We start from the raw sequence: 19,393 nt of genomic DNA, 5'->3' as shown, positions 1-19,393 counted from the left end.
ATTTTTAATAAAAATGAGTCTATTATGAACAGGAATTTAAAGAAACATTTTCATGATTTACATAGAGACTGCCCAACAACTATATTGCTAGATAAATAAAGATTTATTCTATAATTTTAAGATTGTAGGTGAAATGTATGGAATCTTTGATTAGTGTTATTATTCCAGTTTATAATACTGAAAGTTATGTTAGAGTTTGCTTAGAAAGTCTTGTTGAACAGACTTATACAAATTTTGAAGTGATTATGATTGATGATGGTTCTACAGATAATTCAGGAGAAATTTGTCAGGAATATACAGAGAGGGACTCCCGTTTTCATTACTATAGGAAAGAAAATGGTGGAGTTTCCTCTGCCCGTAATTTGGGGATTGAATATTCCAGAGGAAATTATTTAACGTTTGTTGATTCAGATGACTGGGTAGAGGAAGATTATTTAGAAGTTCTTTATAATGCAATCATAGATGAATCAGCAGGTGTATCTGTTTCAACTTATAAAAGATTTGAGATGGAGGATGGCTCTTGGTATGTTCATTCTTTCCAAAGAGGCTATGAAAAACGAGTTTTTAATGGCTTAGAGCTAATAAATGAATTAATTGATTTAGATTCGTTCGATCATACCTATCGCTTTGTTAGCGGAAAGTTAGTTAGACGAGATATTCTAGGAGCTATTCGTTTTAATACTTTGACAAGATTGGGTGAGGATATGGAGTTTTGGTTTAAAATCTATCTTATTTCTCCTAAACTAGTTTACATCAATAGAGATAGCTACGTTTATCGAACGATTAGGAGCTCTAACAGGCATTTTAATTTAATTGCTATAAAGTCAGATTTACAGCAACGTGAAAATTTTATAGCTCTTCTTGCTGCTCGAAATATAGAAGTTGGTCGATACGTAGATAATTTTGTATCCCTGTTAAAATTTAGAAAAAAAGAACTTGAAGAAAAAAATCTATCAGCAACAGATACGATGAAATGGATTAAGGAAACATTATATTTACTTGATGAGTAAGTGAACAGATTGATTTTATGTAAAGATGATAGAATAAAATCTATTTGGTTTAATGTATGTAGGATAATAAATAATGTTAGTTAGAATAAATGATAAGGATTTAAAATGGGAAATACCAAACGTGCAGTAGTATTTGCAGGTGATTACGCTTATATTCGACAAATCGAAACGGCGATGAAATCACTCTGTAGACACAATAGTCATTTGAAAATTTATTTACTCAATCAGGACATTCCCCAGGAATGGGTTAGTCAAATAAGAATCTATTTACAAGAGATGGGGGGAGACTTGATTGATTGCAAGTTAATTGGCTCGCAGTATAAAATGAACTGGTCTAATAAACTACCTCATATCAATCATATGACCTTTGCACGCTATTTTATTCCAGATTTTGTAACAGAAGATAAAGTTCTCTATCTAGATAGTGATTTGATTGTGACTGGTGATTTGACCGATTTGTTTGAATTAGATTTGGGTGAAAATTATTTGGGCGCAGCTCGTTCTTGCTTTGGAGCTGGAGTTGGCTTCAATGCTGGGGTTCTGTTAATTAATAATAAAAAATGGCGCTCTGAAAATATTCGACAAAAATTAATTGAATTAACAGAAAAAGAACATGAGAATGTTAAGGAGGGGGACCAATCAATTTTAAATATGTTGTTTAAAGATCAGTTTAGCCTGCTTGAGGACAAATATAATTTTCAAATAGGATTTGATTATGGAGCAGCTGCCTTTAAACATCAATTTATTTTTGATATGCCACTCGAACCACTGCCACTAATTTTACACTATATTTCTCAGGATAAGCCATGGAATCAATTTTCTGTTGGACGTCTAAGAGAAATTTGGTGGGAAAACTCTTTAATGGATTGGTCTGTTATTTTAAATGAATGGTTTTCAAAGGGTGTGAAGTATCCTAGTAAATCACAACCATTTAAGTTACAATGTGTTAATTTAACGAATTCCTGGTGTGTAGAGAAAATAGATTATTTGGCGGAGCAACTGCCAGATGTTCATTTTCATATTGTTGCTTATACAAATATGGCAAATGAATTGCTGGCTTTAACACGTTTTCCTAATGTTACCGTATATCCAAATTCCTTACCAATGTTATTGGAACAAATAGTAATTACTTCAGATCTTTACTTGGATTTAAATCATGATAGAAAATTAGAAGATGCATATGAGTTTGTAGCTAAGCATAAAAAACCAATGATAGCTTTTGACAATACTTGCTATGAGAATCTTTCTGAAATTTCATATGAAGGTATCTATCCAAGTTCCATTCCGGAAAAAATGGTAGACGCAATCAGATCTTATATGAGGTAGAGAACAGTATGAGAAAATCTATTGTATTAGCGGCAGATAATGCCTATCTTATTCCTTTAGAGACGACTATAAAGTCTGTATTATATCACAATAGGGATGTTGATTTTTATATTCTAAATAGTGATATAGCTCCTGAATGGTTCAAATTATTGGGGAGAAAAATGGAAGTTGTGAATTCTACAATTCACAATGTACACTTTGACAAAGAACTTTTTGAAGGTTATAAAACTGGGCCACATTTAAACTATGCTTCTTACTTTAGATTTTTTGCGACAGAAGTGGTTGAGTCTGACAAAGTATTGTATCTAGATTCTGATATTATTGTAACTGGGGAACTATCTACTTTGTTTGAGATAGATCTTAAAGGATATTTTATTGGAGCTGTTGATGATGTCTATGCTTATGAAGGACGAAAATCTGGATTTAATTCTGGTGTTTTGCTAATGCATGTTGCAAAGTGGAAAGAGCATTCTATTGTTAATAGTTTATTGGAATTAGCTGCTGGTCAGAATCAAGCTGTTCATCTGGGGGATCAGAGTATTTTAAATATTTACTTTGAGGATAATTGGCTAGCATTAGATAAAACATATAATTATATGGCTGGTGTTGATATTTATCGTTTAGATCAGAAGTGTGAACGGCTAGATGATAATCCACCTGTTATTGTTCACTTTGCTAGTCATGATAAGCCGTGGAATACATACAGCATATCTAGACTACGTGAATTATGGTGGGCTTATAGAGATTTGGATTGGTCAGAGATTGCTTTTCAACGTTCCAGTTTGAATTTTTTTGATAGAAGCAATCAATCTAAGAAACAAGCGATGCTTGTGACATGGAGTGCAGATGTAAAACATTTAGAGTATTTATTACAACACTTACCTGATTGGCATTTTCATGTTGCGGCCCCTGTTTATTGTAATAAAGATTTAACTAAATTATCTGTTTACTCGAATATGACTTTATACCAATCTATTCTTCACCAGAGAATCGATTGGTTGTTGGATGATTCTGCTGTATACCTGGATATTAATATGGGTGGGGAAGTCCTAGATGTAGTTACGCGAGCAAAAGAGAGAGGCAAGAAAATCTTGGCTTTTGACATAACACGTAAAAGTATGGATGATGGACTCTATGAAGGTATTTTTTCTATAGAGAGACCGGATGATTTAGTGGATAAAATGAAGAATATAGAGATAGAATAATGAGCGAATTAATTAGTGTTGTGGTGCCGATATACAATACGGGAAAATATTTGGTGGAGTGTGTCGAGCATATTCTAAGACAGAGCTACCAAAATATAGAAATTATTTTAGTTGATGATGGCTCTACAGATAATTCTGGGGAAATTTGTGATGCATTTATGATGCAAGATGAGCGTGTCAGAGTGTTTCATCAAGAAAATCAGGGAGCAGCACAAGCTAAAAATGTAGGCCTGCGTGAAGCTAGAGGACAATATATCACGATTGTTGACTCCGATGATATTGTAAAAGAAAATATGATTGAAGCTCTTTATCAGCAAGTTAAAGAGAAAAATGCGGACATAGTGATAGGAAATTACTATAATTTTGATGAATCTGATGGAAATTTTTATTTTTATGTAACTGGACAGGATTTTTGTATTGAAGAACTATCTATACAAGAAATTATGAACCGTCAAGCAGGTGACTGGAAATTCAATAGTTCAGCCTTTATATTGCCGACATTTAAGTTGATTAAAAAAGAATTATTTAATGAAGTTCACTTTTCAAATGGTCGTCGCTTCGATGATGAAGCAACCATGCATCGCTTTTATCTTTTAGCGTCTAAAATCGTCTTTATAAACGATAATCTCTATCTGTATAGAAGACGTTCAGGAAGCATTATGAGAACGGAATTTGATCTTTCTTGGGCAAGAGATATTGTTGAAGTGTTTTCTAAAAAAATATCTGATTGTGTCTTGGCTGGTTTGGATGTTTCTGTTTTGCGTATTCGATTTGTCAATCTTTTAAAAGATTATAAGCAAACTTTAGAATACCATCAATTAACAGATACTGAAGAATATAAAGATATTTGTTTTAGATTGAGATTATTTTTTGAAGCAGAAGAAAAAATGAAAGCCAATAAAAATTAATGCCTATTTAAAAAAGTGCTCTTGAACAAAATTGTAAAGAAAGGGGAGTTTTTTTGAAAAAACTTTATTCCTCAATAGCAGTAAAAAAAGGCCTAGCTACCTTATTTCTACTGTTTATCTATGTATTGGGAAGTCGTATTACTCTCCCCTTTGTTGATTTGAATTCCAAAGACTTCTTAGGTGGTTCAACGGCCTACCTAGCCTTCTCAGCCGCCCTAACAGGTGGAAATCTAAGAAGTTTATCGATTTTTTCTATAGGATTATCACCTTGGATGTCTGCAATGATCTTGTGGCAGATGTTTTCTTATTCTAAAAAATTGGGGCTAAGTTCTACAGCGATTGAAATTCAAGATCGTCGAAAAATGTATCTGACCTTGCTGATTGCTGTTATTCAATCTTTGGCAATTTCTCTAAGTTTGCCGATACAAGCATCCTATTCTTCGGTCTTGGTTATATTTATGAATACCTTATTACTAATAGCAGGGACCTTTTTTCTGGTGTGGTTGTCAGATTTGAATGCTAGTATGGGGATTGGGGGATCTATTGTCATACTCTTATCTAGTATTATCATCAATATTCCCCAGGATGTTATTGAAACTTTTAAACTGGTTCATATCCCAACAGGGATTATTGTGTTACTTGCTTTATTAACCGTTGTCTTTTCTTATTTACTTGCCATTATGTATCGTGCGCGTTATCTAGTGCCAGTCAATAAGATAGGACTTCACAATCGTTTTAAACGCTATTCTTATCTTGAAATTATGTTGAATCCTGCTGGCGGGATGCCCTATATGTATGTGATGAGTTTTCTTAGTGTACCAACTTATCTATTCATCTTGCTGGGATTTATTTTCCCTGATCATTCAGGATTGGAGACTTTATCAAAGGAATTTATGATTGGGAAACCTTTGTGGGTCTATGTTTATATTTCGGTCTTATTTTTATTTAGTATTATTTTTGCATTTGTTACTATGAATGGTGAAGAGATTGCAGACCGCATGAAAAAATCTGGAGAATACATTTATGGTATTTATCCAGGCGAGGACACTAGTCGATTTATCAATCGGTTGGTCCTTCGTTTCTCAGTCATCGGTGGTCTCTTTAATGTAATCATGGCAGGTGGTCCCATGCTTTTTGTTTTGTATGATGAAAAGTTATTAAGATTGGCGATGATTCCAGGCTTGTTCTTGATGTTTGGGGGCATGATTTTTACAATTAGAGACGAGGTCAAGGCTCTACGGTTAAATGAAACCTATAGACCCTTGATTTAGGAGACTTTTATGTATTATTTTATTCCAGCTTGGTATGGTTCTGAGCGGAAATGGCATGCAAATATCACTCCTTGGTATTTTTCTCATTTTCGTCTAGAGTTTGATGATACCTTTAACCAGATTCGACTGTTTCAAAGACAGAACATAGAGTCTCACCTTTTAATATTGGCTTATCAGCCTCATTTGCGTTATTTTTTACATAGGCACGGTGTTTTGGAAACAGCAACATATTCTGTTTTTGATGTTATGCAGGATTTTCATAATCTTCATACCCAAGTTTTAACCATTAGAGATATTGAGTGGGATAATGACTGTGAATTTATTTATAGTCCCTTTACGATTATCGTTCAAAAAAATGGGAAGAAATTTGCTAAGGTTGAACATGGAGTCGAAGGCTTCATCAGTGATATACTGTATTTTAAACCGAATGGTCAAGTAGATATGCACTATATCATGGATGATCGTGGATTTGTGTCGAGTGTTATCTTTTTTGAAGATGGGCAAGCAGCTTATCAAGAATATCTGAATCCAAAGGGAGTGTGGCAGTTTAGAGAGTATTTAAAAGAAGGAGGACGGGTAGAAGTCAATCCAATTTTTGGTTATCGCTTTAAAGCTCTCAGCTATCAAGACATGGGAGATTTGGTGGCAGAATTTTTTGAGAATTATCTGCAAAAGTATGTGAAGAACAAGGATATTTTTATAGTTCCTTCTCATTCTCATCATGACCAGATGGTATTAGACCGTTTACCTAGAGAAAATCCGAAACTGTTGAGTCTTTTCATTGGGCGTAATCCTCAAGATACCTTTAGAGATTTAGGTTCAACTTTTGAAAAGTCTGATTTGATTTTGGTGGATAGAGAAGATAGTTTACGATTGTTACAGGATTTATACCCTGAACGAATGCATCAATTTCATCATTTATCACCTTTTGACACTCGCTTACGATTGGGGAGAAGCCAAACTAAGAAAGAATCTATCATTTATTATCAACTGGATTTTGAGCAAGGAATTGATAACCAAGCTCTACTTCAAGTCTTGGCCTTTGTCGCTGAAAATAAAGATACTGAGGTGATTTTTGGAGCATTTGCTGCTAGTCAGGAGCAAATGAATGAGGTGGAAGGGGTTGTTGAGTCTTTCATCCAAGAAAACATTCAATCCGAAAATCTGGAGAAGGCGATTGATTATGGTGATGCAGAAAATCCTCTGGAAGAAAATCAACACCAGGACTTACGCGTACAGTTTGTCAACTTGAATGATGAGTTGGATTTGATAAAAACACTAGAATTTGTCCGTTTGATTGTGGATTTAAATAGACAGCCTCATCTCTACACACAGATAGCTGGTATTAGTGCAGGAATTCCTCAAATCAACCTAGTTGAAACCGTCTATGTTGAACATTTAAAAAATGGTTATTTGTTAGCAGATGTGACAGAATTTTCTAAGGCTGCACATTATTATACAGATAGGTTGAAAGAGTGGAATGAGTCCTTGATTTATTCGATTGATAAGATTAAGGAGCACACAGGACAACAATTTCTTGAAAAATTAGAGAAATGGATAGAGGAGGTTAAAAATGTCAAAGGAACTTAATATTTTACAGATAGGACTTACCAATTGGGGAAATCAGTATGACATACCTGAAAATATGAGTTGGTATCATTTTTACCCCAATTCATCAGTAGCCCTTCGTGAAATAATAGAAAAAGAGGATATTAGCCGTTTTCATGCCGTTTTAATAGAAGATGGTCAGTATGCCAAAGACTTATTTTCCTTTGTGAAATATTTTGAACCTTATACTTTATTTTATAACCAGAATCTACAAACAGATGATAGAGAGGTTTTGGATTTTTTTAAAAAACGATGTGCACAAGCAATTGATTTTTCAAGTCCCCAACAATTAATCAATGATTTGAGTAAATCTCTTTTTGGTGGTGGATATGGTGATAAACTCTTTCCTTCGACGATACAAGTGAATCCAAATTTTACAGGAGCTCTTTCTTATCAAGGATTGGATTATGTGAGTTTGGAAGGTGGATTTGGACAAGATTTTTCTCAACTTGCCTTTTGGGCTTATAATATAGTAGTTCAAAAAACACTTCCTATTGAGTTGTGGCTCGAATATGAAAAGCAAGGAAATTGTGACTTTCGTTTAGTAATCCGTAAAATTTGGAGTGGGTCTGTTGATGATATGTTTGAAGATATCATAGTGTCTGAAAAAGACTTGGAGCAAGCGCTTGTTATGGATAGTCGAGACGGAGATTACTTTCTTTCGATATCTGTTGAAGCAAGAGGGCATGGAACTATCAAACTAGGTAATCTGCACCAACGTTGGAGTCGAAAACAATTTGGGAAGTTTGTACTGGGTGGAAATATCCTACATGATTCCAAGCGTGATGAAATAAACTATTTCTTCCATCCAGGTGATTTTAAACCGCCTTTGGCTGTTTATTTTGCTGGTTTTCGACCTGCCGAGGGATTTGAAGGATACTGGATGATGCAAAATTTCAAGTGTCCCTTCATTCTGTTCTCTGACCCTCGATTAGAAGGAGGAGCTTTTTATCTGGGAACGGATGAGCTAGAGGGCAAGGTCAAAGAGACGATTGCTCATTATCTTGATTATTTAGGCTTTGATCACAAGGATTTGATTTTATCAGGCCTTTCTATGGGAACGTTTCCGGCTCTCTATTATGGTGCTTCTTTTGAACCTCATGCCATCATAGTTGGTAAGCCCTTGGCTAATTTAGGAACCATAGCTAGCCGTGGACGTTTGGACGCACCGGGTGTCTCTAACTTGGCTTTTGATTGCTTAATTCACCATACAGGTGGGACAAGTTCGCAAGATATGACGGAGTTGGATCAGCGATTTTGGCAAATCTTTAAACAAGCAAATTTTTCAAAGACAACCTTTGGTTTGTCCTATATGAAGGATGAAGAAATGGATCCTCAAGCTTATGAGAAACTAGTTACTTATTTATGTAATACAGGTGCCAAGATTTTGTCTAAAGGAACTGCTGGACGACATAATGATGATACAGATACTAATGTTGCTTGGTTTATCCACTTTTATCGGATGGTACTAGCAAGTGGTTTTGGAAGGGAGAAAGAATGATTATCACACAGAGACAGTCTATTCATTGGGGAGAAGTTGGCGGGACTTATACGTACGGATCAACTGTATCTTATTTTCCTGACAAAAGTGTCCGTCTCTATAATCCTCTATTGCCATCTGGTGAGATTCTCAAGACTTGGTTTTCTAGTGTCAATTACCAGGCTGCACGGACTCAGCCCCAGCTTCCCTTACTAAAAAGAAATCAGGAGTATCAACTATCACTGGCTTTTGATTGCCAGCCTGAAAATGGGGTTTATACCAAGATAACTTTTTTTGATCGCTATGGGGATATTTTAGAAGAAAAGGTAGAAAAAGTGAAAGATTTCATATTTACTTATCCAGAAGATAGTTATACTTATCAAGTTTCTCTTTTAAGTGCTGGTTTTGAATCTTTAACTTTTTATCATTTTTCTATCAAGGAGATTAGAAGTGTTTAGACGTTTAGGTCAAGATTTCCAGCTTAGGAAAGTAAAAAAGATTTTAAAAAGGGTCAATAACTTAAAAGGCAAGATGTCCTCTCTTTCGGATCAAGAATTAGTGGCTAAAACAGTGGAGTTTCGTCAGCGTCTTTCCAAGGGAGAAAGTCTAGATGATCTTTTAGTAGAAGCTTTTGCTGTGGTGCGTGAAGCGGATAAGCGGATTTTAGGGATGTTCCCCTATGATGTTCAGGTCATGGGAGCTATTGTCATGCACTATGGAAATGTTGCTGAGATGAACACGGGGGAAGGGAAAACCCTAACAGCTACCATGCCGGTCTATTTGAACGCTCTTTCAGGAGAAGGAGTGATGGTCGTTACGCCAAATGAGTATTTATCAAAGCGTGATGCAGAGGAAATGGGCCAAGTTTATCGTTTCCTAGGATTGACCATTGGGGTACCATTTACAGGGGATCCAAAGAAGGAAATGAAAGCTGAAGAAAAGAAACTGATTTATGCTTCGGATATTATTTATACGACCAATAGTAATCTCGGTTTTGATTACCTAAATGATAATCTAGCTTCGAATGAAGAAGGTAAATTTTTACGACCTTTTAACTATGTCATTATCGATGAAATTGATGACATCTTGCTGGATAGTGCACAAACTCCTCTGATTATTGCGGGTTCTCCTCGTGTTCAGTCTAATTACTATGCGATTATTGATACGCTGGTAACAACATTGGTCGAAGGAGAAGATTATATTTTCAAAGAGGAGAAGGAAGAGGTTTGGCTTACTACTAAGGGTGCCAAGTCTGCGGAGAGCTTCCTAGGAATTGACAATTTATATAAGGAAGAACATGCGTCCTTTGCTCGTCACCTAGTCTATGCGATTCGAGCTCATAAGCTCTTTACCAAAGATAAGGACTATATCATTCGTGGGAATGAGATGGTACTGGTTGATAAGGGAACAGGACGTCTAATGGAAATGACCAAACTGCAGGGAGGACTCCATCAGGCCATTGAAGCAAAGGAACACGTGAAGTTGTCTCCTGAAACGAGAGCCATGGCTTCCATCACCTATCAGAGCCTCTTTAAGATGTTTAAAAAAGTATCTGGGATGACGGGAACAGGAAAGGTAGCAGAAAAAGAATTTCTTGAGACTTATAATATGGCTGTTGTTCGGATTCCAACCAATCGTCCTAAGCAACGGATTGATTATCCAGATAATTTATATGTGACTTTACCGGAGAAAGTTTATGCATCTTTAGAATATATCAAAGAGTATCATGCTAAGGGGAATCCTTTACTCGTTTTTGTTGGCTCAGTGGAGATGTCTCAGCTTTATTCATCACTCTTGCTTCGTGAAGGGATTGCCCACAATGTTCTCAATGCCAATAATGCTGCGCGTGAGGCCCAAATTATCGCTGAATCAGGTCAGATGGGGGCCGTAACAGTTGCAACCTCAATGGCAGGACGCGGTACGGATATTAAACTCGGTAAGGGAGTCGCTGAACTTGGTGGTTTGATTGTCATTGGAACAGAGCGGATGGAGAGTCAGCGGATTGACCTTCAAATCCGTGGACGTTCTGGTCGTCAGGGAGATCCAGGTATGAGTAAGTTTTTTGTATCTCTGGAAGATGATGTTATTAAGAAATTTGGTCCATCTTGGGTTCACAAGAAGTATAAAGATTATCAAGTTCAAGATATGACGCAACCAGAAATTCTCAAAGGTCGAAAGTATCGTAATCTGGTTGAAAGAGCGCAGCATGCTAGTGATAGCGCTGGTCGAACTGCCCGTCGTCAGACCTTAGAGTATGCTGAGAGCATGAATATCCAACGCGATATGGTTTACAAGGAACGCAATCGTCTAATAGATGGTTCTCGCGACTTAGAAGATGTAGTTGTGGATATTATTGAGAGATATACAGAAAAGGTAGCGGCTGAACACTATGCCAGTCGTGAATTGCTGTTTCACTTTATCGTTACCAATATCAGTTTCCATGTAAAGGAAATTCCTGATAATCTAGACCTATCTAATCAGAAACAAGTCCGCTCTTTTATTCGACAAGTTGTGAATAGAGAACTCTCTGAAAAGAAGGAATTACTGGAGAAACACGACTTGTATGAACAGTATTTACGACTCTCTCTACTTAAGGCTATCGATGATAACTGGGTGGAGCAAGTAGACTATCTACAACAATTATCTATGGCTATCGGTGGCCAATCTGCTGCACAGAAAAATCCAATTGTAGAATATTATCAAGAAGCCTATGCAGGTTTTGAAACGATGAAAGAGCAGATTCGTGCTGATATGGTACGGAATCTCCTGATGGGGCTGGTTGAGGTCACTCCAAAAGGTGAAATCGTGACTCATTTTCCATAAGAGGAGAAAATATGACAATTTACAATATAAATTTAGGACTTGGATGGGCTAGTAGCGGTGTTGAATACGCACAAGCCTATCGTGCTGGTGTTTTTCGGAAATTAAATCTGTCCTCTAAGTTTATCTTTACAGATATGATTTTAGCCGATAATATTCAGCATCTGACAGCCAATATTGGTTTTGATGATGAGCAAGTTATCTGGCTTTATAATCACTTTACAGATATCAAGATTGCACCGACTAGCATGACGGTGGCTGATGTCTTAGCTACTATTGACGGTGTCGAAAGTCGTAGAGAAAAGAATGGCAAGGTCTTGCGTGTCTTCTTTTCTGACCAAGATAAGTTTGTAACCTGTTATTTAGTGGATGAGGACAAGGACTTGGTTCAACATACCGAGTATGTCTTTAAAGGAAAATTGATTCGTAAGGATTACTTTTCTTATACTCGTTATTGTACCGAATACTTTGCTCCCAAGGACAATGTTGCAGTCCTATACCAACGAACTTTTTACAATGAAGACGGAACTCCAGCCTATGATATCTTGATGAATCAAGGGAAGGAAGAGGTTTACCGTTTCAAGGATAAGATTTTCTATGGGAAGCCAGCTTTCATGCGTGCTTTTATGAAATCCTTGAATTTGAACAAGTCTGATTTGGTCATTCTGGATAGGGAGACAGGCATTGCTCAGGTTGTGTTTGAGGAAGCACAGGCCGCGCATCTAGCGGTAGTTGTTCATGCGGAGCATTATAGTGAAAATGCTACAAATGAGGACTATATCCTTTGGAATAATTACTATGACTATCAGTTTACCAATGCGGATAAGGTTGACTTCTTTATCGTATCAACTGACAGACAAAAGGAAGTGTTGCAAGAGCAATTTGCCAAATATACCCAGCACCAACCAAAGGTTGTTACCATTCCTGTAGGAAGTATTGATTCCTTGACTGAGTCAAATCAAGGACGTAAGCCATTTTCTTTGATTACCGCTTCACGTCTTGCCAAAGAAAAACACATTGACTGGTTGGTTAAGGCAGTCATTGAGGCTCGTAAGGAAATTCCTGAATTAACCTTTGATATTTATGGTAGCGGTGGTGAGGATTCTCTTCTTCGAGATATTATTGCAACTCATCATGCTGAGGATTATATCCAGCTCAAGGGACATGAGGAGCTTTCGCAGATTTATAGCCAGTATGAGGTTTACTTGACTGCTTCAACCAGCGAAGGCTTTGGTTTGACCTTGATGGAAGCTATTGGTTCAGGCCTTCCTCTAATTGGTTTTGATGTACCTTATGGTAATCAAACTTTTATAGAAGATGGGAAAAACGGTTATTTGATTCCAAGTTCATCTGACCATGTGGAGGATCAAATCAAGCAAGCTTATGCAGCTAAGATTTGTCAACTGTATCAAGAAAATCGTTTGGAAGCTATGCGTTCCCATTCTTACCAGATTGCAGAAGGCTTCTTAACCAAAGAAATTTTAGAAAAGTGGAAGAAAACAGTAGAGGAGGTGCTCCATGATTGAACTTTATGATCGTTATAGTCAGGAAAGTCGAGATTTACATGAAAGTCTAGTCGCTACTGGTCTTTCTCAACTTGGAGTGGTCATCGATGCAGATGGTTTTCTGCCTGATGGTCTGGTATCTCCTTTTACTTATTATCTAGGATATGAAAAGGGAAAACCTCTTTATTTTAACCAAGTATCTGTTCCAGCTTTTTGGGAAATTTCAGGCAATAATCAGTCTGCTCGTATTGAAGATATGACGCAGGAGAGGGCCGTCATTCATTATGCTGATGGAATGCAGGCTCGCTTGGTAAAACAGGTAGATTGGAAAGACCTGGAAGGTAGAGTCCGTCAGGTTGACCATTACAATCGCTTCGGAGCTTGCTTTGCTACAACGACCTATAGCGCAGATAGTGATCCGGTGATGACGGTTTACCAAGATGTCAATGGTCAGGAGGTGTTACTTGAAAACCATGTGACGGGTGATATCTTATTGACTTTGCCTGGTCAGTCCATGCGTTACTTTGCAAATAAGGTTGAATTTATTACATTCTTTTTGCAAGATTTAGGGCTAGATAAGCATCAGATTATTTTTAATACTCTAGCGACTCCTTTCTTGGTTTCTTTCCATCATCCAGATAAATCTGGCTCAGATGTTTTGGTTTGGCAGGAATCTCTCTATGATGCTATTCCAGGCAATATGCAGTTGATTTTGGAAAGTGATGATGTTCGTACTAAGAAAATCATCATTCCAAACAAAGCGACTTATGAACGTGCTTTAGAGTTGACTGAAGAGAAATACCATGATCAGTTTGTGCACTTGGGTTACCATTACCAGTTTAAACGCGATAATTTCCTAAGACGAGATGCCTTAATCTTGACCAATTCCGATCAGATTGAGCAAGTAGAAGCAATCGTAGAAGCCTTGCCTGATGTTACCTTCCGTATCGCAGCGGTGACAGAGATGTCTTCTAAGCTCTTAGACATGCTTCGCTATCCTAATGTGGTCCTTTATCAGAACGCTAGTCCACAGAAGATTCAGGAGCTCTATCAACTGTCGGATATTTACTTGGATATAAACCACAGCAATGAGTTGTTGCAGGCGGTGCGTCAGGCCTTTGAGCACAATCTCTTGATTCTTGGATTTAATCAGACAGTGCACAATAGACTCTATATCGCTCCTGATCATCTATTTGAAAGTAGTGAAGTTTCTGCTTTGGTTGAGACCATTAAACTGGCCCTTTCAGATGTTGAACAAATGCTTCAGGCACTTGGCAAACAAGGCCAACATGCCAACTATGTTGACTTGGTGCGATATAAGGAAACCATGCAAACCATTTTAGGAGGCTAACATGTCAGACGAAGATTTATTTTACAAAGACGTTGAAGGTCGTATGGAAGAGTTGAAACAAAAACCGATCAAGAAAGAAAAAGAAACCCGAGGGGAAAAGATTAGTAAGATTTTTTCACTCATCTTGGGTTTAATGATTCTGATTGGTTTACTCTTTACCTTGCTAGGGATTTTGAGGTAGGCCTATGACTGATATTCTGATTGTTTTAGCTATTATCCTCTCTCTTGCTTTGATTGTATTGGTAACCATACAACCTCGTCAAAATCAACTATTTTCCATGGATGCCACTAGTAATATTGGTAAACCAAGCTACTGGCAGAGCAATACCTTGGTCAAGGTTCTCACTTTATTGGTGAGTTTGGCCTTATTTGTTTTACTATTAACCTTTATGGTGATAACTTACAAATAAAAGAAAACTTCAGATATTCACCTTTTGTGGTTGGTCTGAAGTTTTCTTTTTTACTGTCCATATTTTTGGTAAAAGTCAACTTTTACTTGGATGAAGGTTTTGGCTTCACGTAGGAGTTGAAGAAGTGTGGCACGGGTTTCAAATTCTTCTCTTGTCTTGGGCAGGCTGCGATTACGGAAGACATCCAGATAGCGTTCGATTTCATCTAGTAAATCAGAAGCAGGATTGGTCTGGCTCAGTTGCCCTGCAATTTTTGAAAAGAGTTGGGCTAAAATCAGACTTTCACTGGCAGCTAGGTGACAGGTGTTGATTTGCTGGGCCATATTTCGCAGGATGCGACTTTGTCGCTGTCTCATCTCAAAGTAGTGAATATGGTAGTCGGTCTGGTGAAAGAGGTGGTCTGAGTGATCCAAATAGACCAGTCTGAGGGCGTCTTCCAAAAGGGTGTCCAATTCTTCAACCAACTGTGCTCGGTTGCGTCCATCCCCTCTGGATAAATAATATTTGAAGCGTTGGAGAATATCTTTCAACTTTTCTTCCACCAGCACGTGGTAGTGCTGGATTTCCTCTTCTCGTGAAGGCATGTAGAGATTGGCAAGTAGGGCAAATCCTGTACCGATAGTAAAGAGAAGGAATTCATTGACTAGAAGATCTGGAGAAGTTGACTCTTGAACCAAGAGATGACTTACCAAAACAGTGCTTGGTGTGATGCCAATTTCCCAGCCCATCTTATAGGCTAGGGGCACATAAAGGGCAAGATAGAGGCCAAGGCTCCAGATATGAAATCCGCTCAAGTGAAAAGACAGAACACCGATAGCTAGAGCTAGAAGCATGGAAAAGAGCCGATTGCGGGCCAGTTTTAAGGTACTTCTACGGGTATCGGATAGGCTCAAGAGGGCTATGATTCCAGCCGAAACTGCCGAGGAAAGATTAAGAAAATAAGCAAGCAGGCAGGCAAGGCAGGTAGCTAAGATGAGCTTGGTCGTACGTTGGCTAATAGACATAAGAATTTCCTAATAAGACTAGAATAAAAGCGGAAAAGACAAGACCTGAGCAGGCTTGTCTTTATAGATTATTTTTTACGGGCTGCTGCGTATTCGGCAACGGCAGTAAAGAGGACGTCTGTAGAAGAGTTGAGGGCTGTTTCACATGAGTCTTGGATGACCCCAATCACAAAACCAACTCCGACAACTTGCATAGCAATATCGTTAGAAATACCGAAAAGGCTACAAGCAACTGGGATAAGAAGGAGGGAACCTCCCGCAATACCAGAAGCACCACAGGCTGAGATAGCTGCTACTACACTGAGGACAAAGGCTGTCGCAAAGTCAACAGGGATTCCAAGAGTATTTACTGCAGCAAGGGTCAAAACGTTAATAGTAATCGCTGCCCCCGCCATGTTGATAGTAGAACCAAGTGGGATAGAAACAGAATAGGTATCTGGATCCAGTCCAAGGTCGTGGCAAAGTTTCATGTTGACAGGGATGTTGGCCGCAGAACTACGAGTGAAGAAGGCTGTCACACCGCTAACACGCAAACATTTCCAGACGAGGGGATAAGGATTTCTCTTCATAAAGAGGAAGGCAATCAATGGATTGACTACTAGGGCTACAAAGAACATGGTTGTCACCAATAGTCCTAGTAAAATACCGTAGTTTGCGAGACTGCCGATTCCTTTATCGGAAATAGTTTTGAAGACAAGACCAAGAATCCCAAATGGAGCTAGGTTAATGATCCATTCGACAATTTTAGAAGTCACATCAGCTATGGTATTCAACAATTCTTTACTATTTTTGCTGGCCTCTCTCATCGCAATCCCGAAAATCACTGCCCAAGATAGGATACCGATGTAGTTGGCTGTGACAAGGGCATTGACTGGATTGTCAACCAGTTTGAGCAAGAGATTGCTGAGGACCTGGCCAATCCCATCTGGTGGTGCGATTTCTGTATTGGCACTATTTAAGGTAATCTCAACAGGGACAATGAAACTTGCTAGGACAGCAACAAGTGCCGCTGCAAAGGTTCCCACTAAGTAAAGGAAAATAACTGTTTTCATATTGCTATCTTGTCCCTTTTGATGTTGGGAAAGGGCGTTAGCAACGAGGGCAAAGACTAGAATAGGTGCGATGGCTTTTAGACCGCCAACAAAGAGATCTCCGAGTAGACCAATTCCTGAAATGTTAGGAAGTGTCAGTCCTAGGGTTCCTCCAATAAGCATACCAATCAAAATCCGTTTGATTAGGCTTGCCTTATTCCAAGCATGAATGAATTTTTTCATAACAACCTCCTTAGTTGTGTAATGTTTATGATTATAGTATAAATATGAACTAAAATCAAGAATTTTCTGTCTATTTTGGCTATTATTTTTGAATATTTATGGAGATTCATCACTTGTGAAAGTATGGTATAATAAATGAAAGGAGTTTTCTATGCAAGAATTTTTTAAAACCTACCTCAATAAGCTTGATGTTACAACGATTATTGAGAATATCTTAACCAAGTTAATTTCTCTGTTATTCCTATTTTTACTCTTTTATATAGCTAAGAAACTGCTCCATACCATGGTGCAGAGAATTGTTAAACCTTCTCTAAAAATGTCTCGTCATGATGTCGGGCGTCAGAAAACCATCTCACGTTTATTAGAGAATGTGTTTAATTATACCCTTTATTTCTTTTTGCTTTACTGTATCTTGTCTATTTTGGGTTTGCCAGTTTCTAGTTTGCTGGCAGGTGCTGGGATTGCTGGGGTGGCCATTGGTATGGGAGCCCAAGGTTTTCTGTCTGATGTCATCAATGGCTTTTTCATCCTCTTTGAACATCAACTGGATGTGGGAGATGAGGTCGTTCTGACAAATGGGCCTATTACTGTATCGGGCAAGGTTGTCAGCGTCGGCATTCGAACAACGCAACTCAGAGGAGAAGACCAGGTTCTGCACTTCGTTCCCAATCGGAATATCACCGTTGTCAGCAATTTCTCTCGGACAGACCAGGCCTGAAATTTTAGCAGATTTATGGTACAATAGAAAGAGTTTGGTAAAGGAGAGAAGATGTTTTTAGAAAAACAGTTGGGCAATGGTTGTACCTGGATTAACCTAGATTTGGACAAGTTGAAAAAACTAGAGGACCTTTCTGAAATCTACGGTTTGGACAAGGAAACCATTGAATACGCGCTGGATAGAAATGAGCGCGCTCACATGGATTATCACCGTGAAAATGGGACTGTGACCTTTATCTACAATGTCTTGAACTTGAAAAAGGATAAGGAATACTACGAAGCTTTTCCTATGACCTTTATCGTGGAACATCGTCGCCTGATTACCATTAGTAATACCAAGAACGCCTATGTCATTGAACAGATGACCCGTTATCTGGAGAGTCATGACATGCTTTCGATTTACAAGTTTCTCTTTGCCAGTCTGGAAATCATCAGCAATGCCTACTATCCTGTCATCGAGCAGATGGACAAGAGTAAGGATGAGGTCAATGGTCTCCTACGTCAGCGGACGACCAAGAAAAACCTCTTTGCTCTGTCCGACTTGGAGACCGGTATGGTTTATCTTACTGCGGCTGCCAAGCAAAATCGCATGTTGCTAGAGCATATCCAAGGGCATGCCCTCTATCGCAGTTTTAACGAGATTGAGAGAGAACAGTTTGATGATGCTATGATTGAGGCACATCAGCTGGTATCCATGACAGACTTGATTTCTCAAGTACTCCAACAACTATCAGCATCTTACAACAACATCCTAAACAATAATCTGAATGATAATTTGACAACCTTGACCATCATTTCAGTCTTGCTAGCGGTTTTGGCAGTCGTGACAGGCTTTTTCGGAATGAATGTTCCCCTACCTTTAACAGATGAGCCCCATGCTTGGCTCTACATCAGTTTGGCTAGTGCTGGGTTGTGGATTGTCTTGTCATTGTTACTAAGGAAAATTGCGAAAAAAAGTTAAGAAAAGGAGCCAGAATGGCAATTGAAAATTACATGCCAGATTTTGCTGTGGAAGCAGTTTATGATCTGACAGTCCCAAGCCTGCAGGCGCAGGGAATCAAGGCTGTTTTGGTCGATTTGGACAATACCCTCATTGCTTGGAACAACCCTGATGGGACGCCAGAGATGAAGCAATGGCTACATGACCTTCGGGACGCGGGCATTCGCATTATCGTAGTCTCAAATAACACCAAAAAACGTGTCCAACGAGCAGTTGAGAAATTTGGGATTGATTACGTTTATTGGGCTCTGAAACCCTTCACATTTGGGATTAATCGTGCCATGAAGGAATTCCACTATGAGAAAAGCGAAGTGGTCATGGTTGGTGACCAGCTCATGACAGATATACGAGCAGCCCACCGTGCAGGCATTCGCTCGATTTTAGTCAAACCCTTGGTCCAACATGACTCGATCAAAACGCAAATTAACCGAGCTCGTGAGCGCCGTGTGATGCGAAAAATCACTGAAAAGTACGGACCGATTACATATAAAAAAGGAATTTAAC

Annotated in this window: 18 protein-coding genes; 16 read left to right on the top strand and 2 right to left on the bottom strand. The window is 38.3% G+C overall.

What is annotated here, in order from left to right; translation table 11 throughout:
* Nucleotides 1-137: 137 nt before the first annotated feature.
* The 13 genes from D8855_RS04175 (at nt 138) to asp5 (ending at nt 14,894) form a co-directional block, all read left to right on the top strand.
* Entirely contained in the window at nt 138-1,010 is an 873-nt protein-coding gene (locus D8855_RS04175; protein ID WP_042751634.1) for a glycosyltransferase family 2 protein, read from the top strand.
* A gap of 105 nt (nt 1,011-1,115) precedes the next feature.
* A complete protein-coding gene (locus D8855_RS04170) occupies nt 1,116-2,336 on the top strand; it encodes a glycosyltransferase (RefSeq protein ID WP_042751633.1) in 1,221 nt (406 codons plus the stop codon).
* An 8-nt stretch (nt 2,337-2,344) separates the two neighbouring features.
* Nucleotides 2,345-3,541 (top strand): glycosyltransferase family 8 protein, encoded by a 1,197-nt coding sequence (locus D8855_RS04165; protein ID WP_042751632.1) that lies wholly within the window; start codon nt 2,345-2,347, stop codon nt 3,539-3,541.
* Entirely contained in the window at nt 3,541-4,449 is a 909-nt protein-coding gene (locus D8855_RS04160; protein WP_042751631.1) for a glycosyltransferase family 2 protein, read from the top strand. The genes D8855_RS04165 and D8855_RS04160 overlap by 1 nt, the downstream gene beginning before the upstream one ends.
* A 53-nt stretch (nt 4,450-4,502) precedes the next feature.
* Nucleotides 4,503-5,720 (top strand): accessory Sec system protein translocase subunit SecY2, encoded by a 1,218-nt coding sequence (gene secY2, locus D8855_RS04155; protein ID WP_125416187.1) that lies wholly within the window; start codon nt 4,503-4,505, stop codon nt 5,718-5,720.
* A 9-nt stretch (nt 5,721-5,729) separates the two neighbouring features.
* Complete coding sequence (gene asp1 / locus D8855_RS04150; protein ID WP_042751629.1) at nt 5,730-7,310, top strand: accessory Sec system protein Asp1; 1,581 nt, start codon at nt 5,730-5,732, stop codon at nt 7,308-7,310.
* A complete protein-coding gene (gene asp2, locus D8855_RS04145) occupies nt 7,294-8,829 on the top strand; it encodes an accessory Sec system protein Asp2 (RefSeq protein ID WP_042751628.1) in 1,536 nt (511 codons plus the stop codon). The genes asp1 and asp2 overlap by 17 nt, the downstream gene beginning before the upstream one ends.
* On the top strand, nt 8,826-9,266 hold the full coding sequence (gene asp3, locus D8855_RS04140; protein WP_042751627.1) for an accessory Sec system protein Asp3: 441 nt from the start codon (nt 8,826-8,828) through the stop codon (nt 9,264-9,266). Before asp2 ends, asp3 begins: the two co-directional genes overlap by 4 nt.
* Nucleotides 9,259-11,631: an accessory Sec system translocase SecA2 gene (gene secA2 / locus D8855_RS04135; RefSeq protein ID WP_125416185.1), complete on the top strand. Its 2,373-nt coding sequence runs from the start codon at nt 9,259-9,261 to the stop codon at nt 11,629-11,631. Before asp3 ends, secA2 begins: the two co-directional genes overlap by 8 nt.
* 11 nt (nt 11,632-11,642) lie before the next feature.
* Complete coding sequence (gene gtfA / locus D8855_RS04130) at nt 11,643-13,154, top strand: accessory Sec system glycosyltransferase GtfA (RefSeq protein ID WP_125416183.1); 1,512 nt, start codon at nt 11,643-11,645, stop codon at nt 13,152-13,154.
* Nucleotides 13,147-14,484: an accessory Sec system glycosylation chaperone GtfB gene (gtfB, locus tag D8855_RS04125; RefSeq protein ID WP_125416181.1), complete on the top strand. Its 1,338-nt coding sequence runs from the start codon at nt 13,147-13,149 to the stop codon at nt 14,482-14,484. Before gtfA ends, gtfB begins: the two co-directional genes overlap by 8 nt.
* Before the next feature lies 1 nt (nt 14,485).
* The gene (gene asp4 / locus D8855_RS04120; RefSeq protein WP_049488410.1) at nt 14,486-14,665 is read left to right on the top strand and encodes an accessory Sec system protein Asp4; all 180 of its coding nucleotides are present in this window, start codon (nt 14,486-14,488) and stop codon (nt 14,663-14,665) included.
* A gap of 4 nt (nt 14,666-14,669) precedes the next feature.
* Nucleotides 14,670-14,894 carry an accessory Sec system protein Asp5 gene (asp5, locus tag D8855_RS04115; RefSeq protein WP_004260825.1) on the top strand — a complete coding sequence of 75 codons (225 nt, stop codon included), beginning with the start codon at nt 14,670-14,672 and terminating at the stop codon, nt 14,892-14,894.
* 50 nt (nt 14,895-14,944) lie between these two features.
* Here asp5 and D8855_RS04110 read toward each other — a convergent pair whose 3' ends face one another.
* Both D8855_RS04110 and sstT read right to left on the bottom strand, forming a co-directional pair.
* On the bottom strand, nt 14,945-15,898 hold the full coding sequence (locus tag D8855_RS04110; RefSeq protein WP_125416179.1) for an aromatic acid exporter family protein: 954 nt from the start codon (nt 15,896-15,898) through the stop codon (nt 14,945-14,947).
* A 68-nt stretch (nt 15,899-15,966) separates the two neighbouring features.
* Nucleotides 15,967-17,172, bottom strand: a complete 1,206-nt coding sequence (gene sstT / locus D8855_RS04105; RefSeq protein ID WP_125416177.1) for a serine/threonine transporter SstT — start codon at nt 17,170-17,172, stop codon at nt 15,967-15,969.
* Nucleotides 17,173-17,323: 151 nt separating this feature from the next.
* Here sstT and D8855_RS04100 point away from each other — a divergent pair, with 151 nt between their 5' ends.
* Genes D8855_RS04100 through D8855_RS04090 form a run of 3 tightly spaced genes read left to right on the top strand, consistent with a single transcriptional unit; the run spans nt 17,324 to nt 19,392 of the window.
* Nucleotides 17,324-17,890 (top strand): mechanosensitive ion channel family protein, encoded by a 567-nt coding sequence (locus D8855_RS04100; RefSeq protein ID WP_049551568.1) that lies wholly within the window; start codon nt 17,324-17,326, stop codon nt 17,888-17,890.
* Between the two features lie 51 nt (nt 17,891-17,941).
* Complete coding sequence (locus D8855_RS04095; RefSeq protein WP_125410167.1) at nt 17,942-18,850, top strand: magnesium transporter CorA family protein; 909 nt, start codon at nt 17,942-17,944, stop codon at nt 18,848-18,850.
* A gap of 14 nt (nt 18,851-18,864) precedes the next feature.
* The gene (locus tag D8855_RS04090) at nt 18,865-19,392 is read left to right on the top strand and encodes a YqeG family HAD IIIA-type phosphatase (protein WP_049488402.1); all 528 of its coding nucleotides are present in this window, start codon (nt 18,865-18,867) and stop codon (nt 19,390-19,392) included.
* The last annotated feature ends 1 nt before the right edge of the window (nt 19,393 follow it).

Source organism: Streptococcus mitis (genome assembly GCF_003942685.1).
Lineage (GTDB): Bacteria > Bacillota > Bacilli > Lactobacillales > Streptococcaceae > Streptococcus > Streptococcus mitis_CD.
Note: the sequence above shows the minus strand (reverse complement) of the source record. Positions and strands in the feature narration are given on the sequence as shown.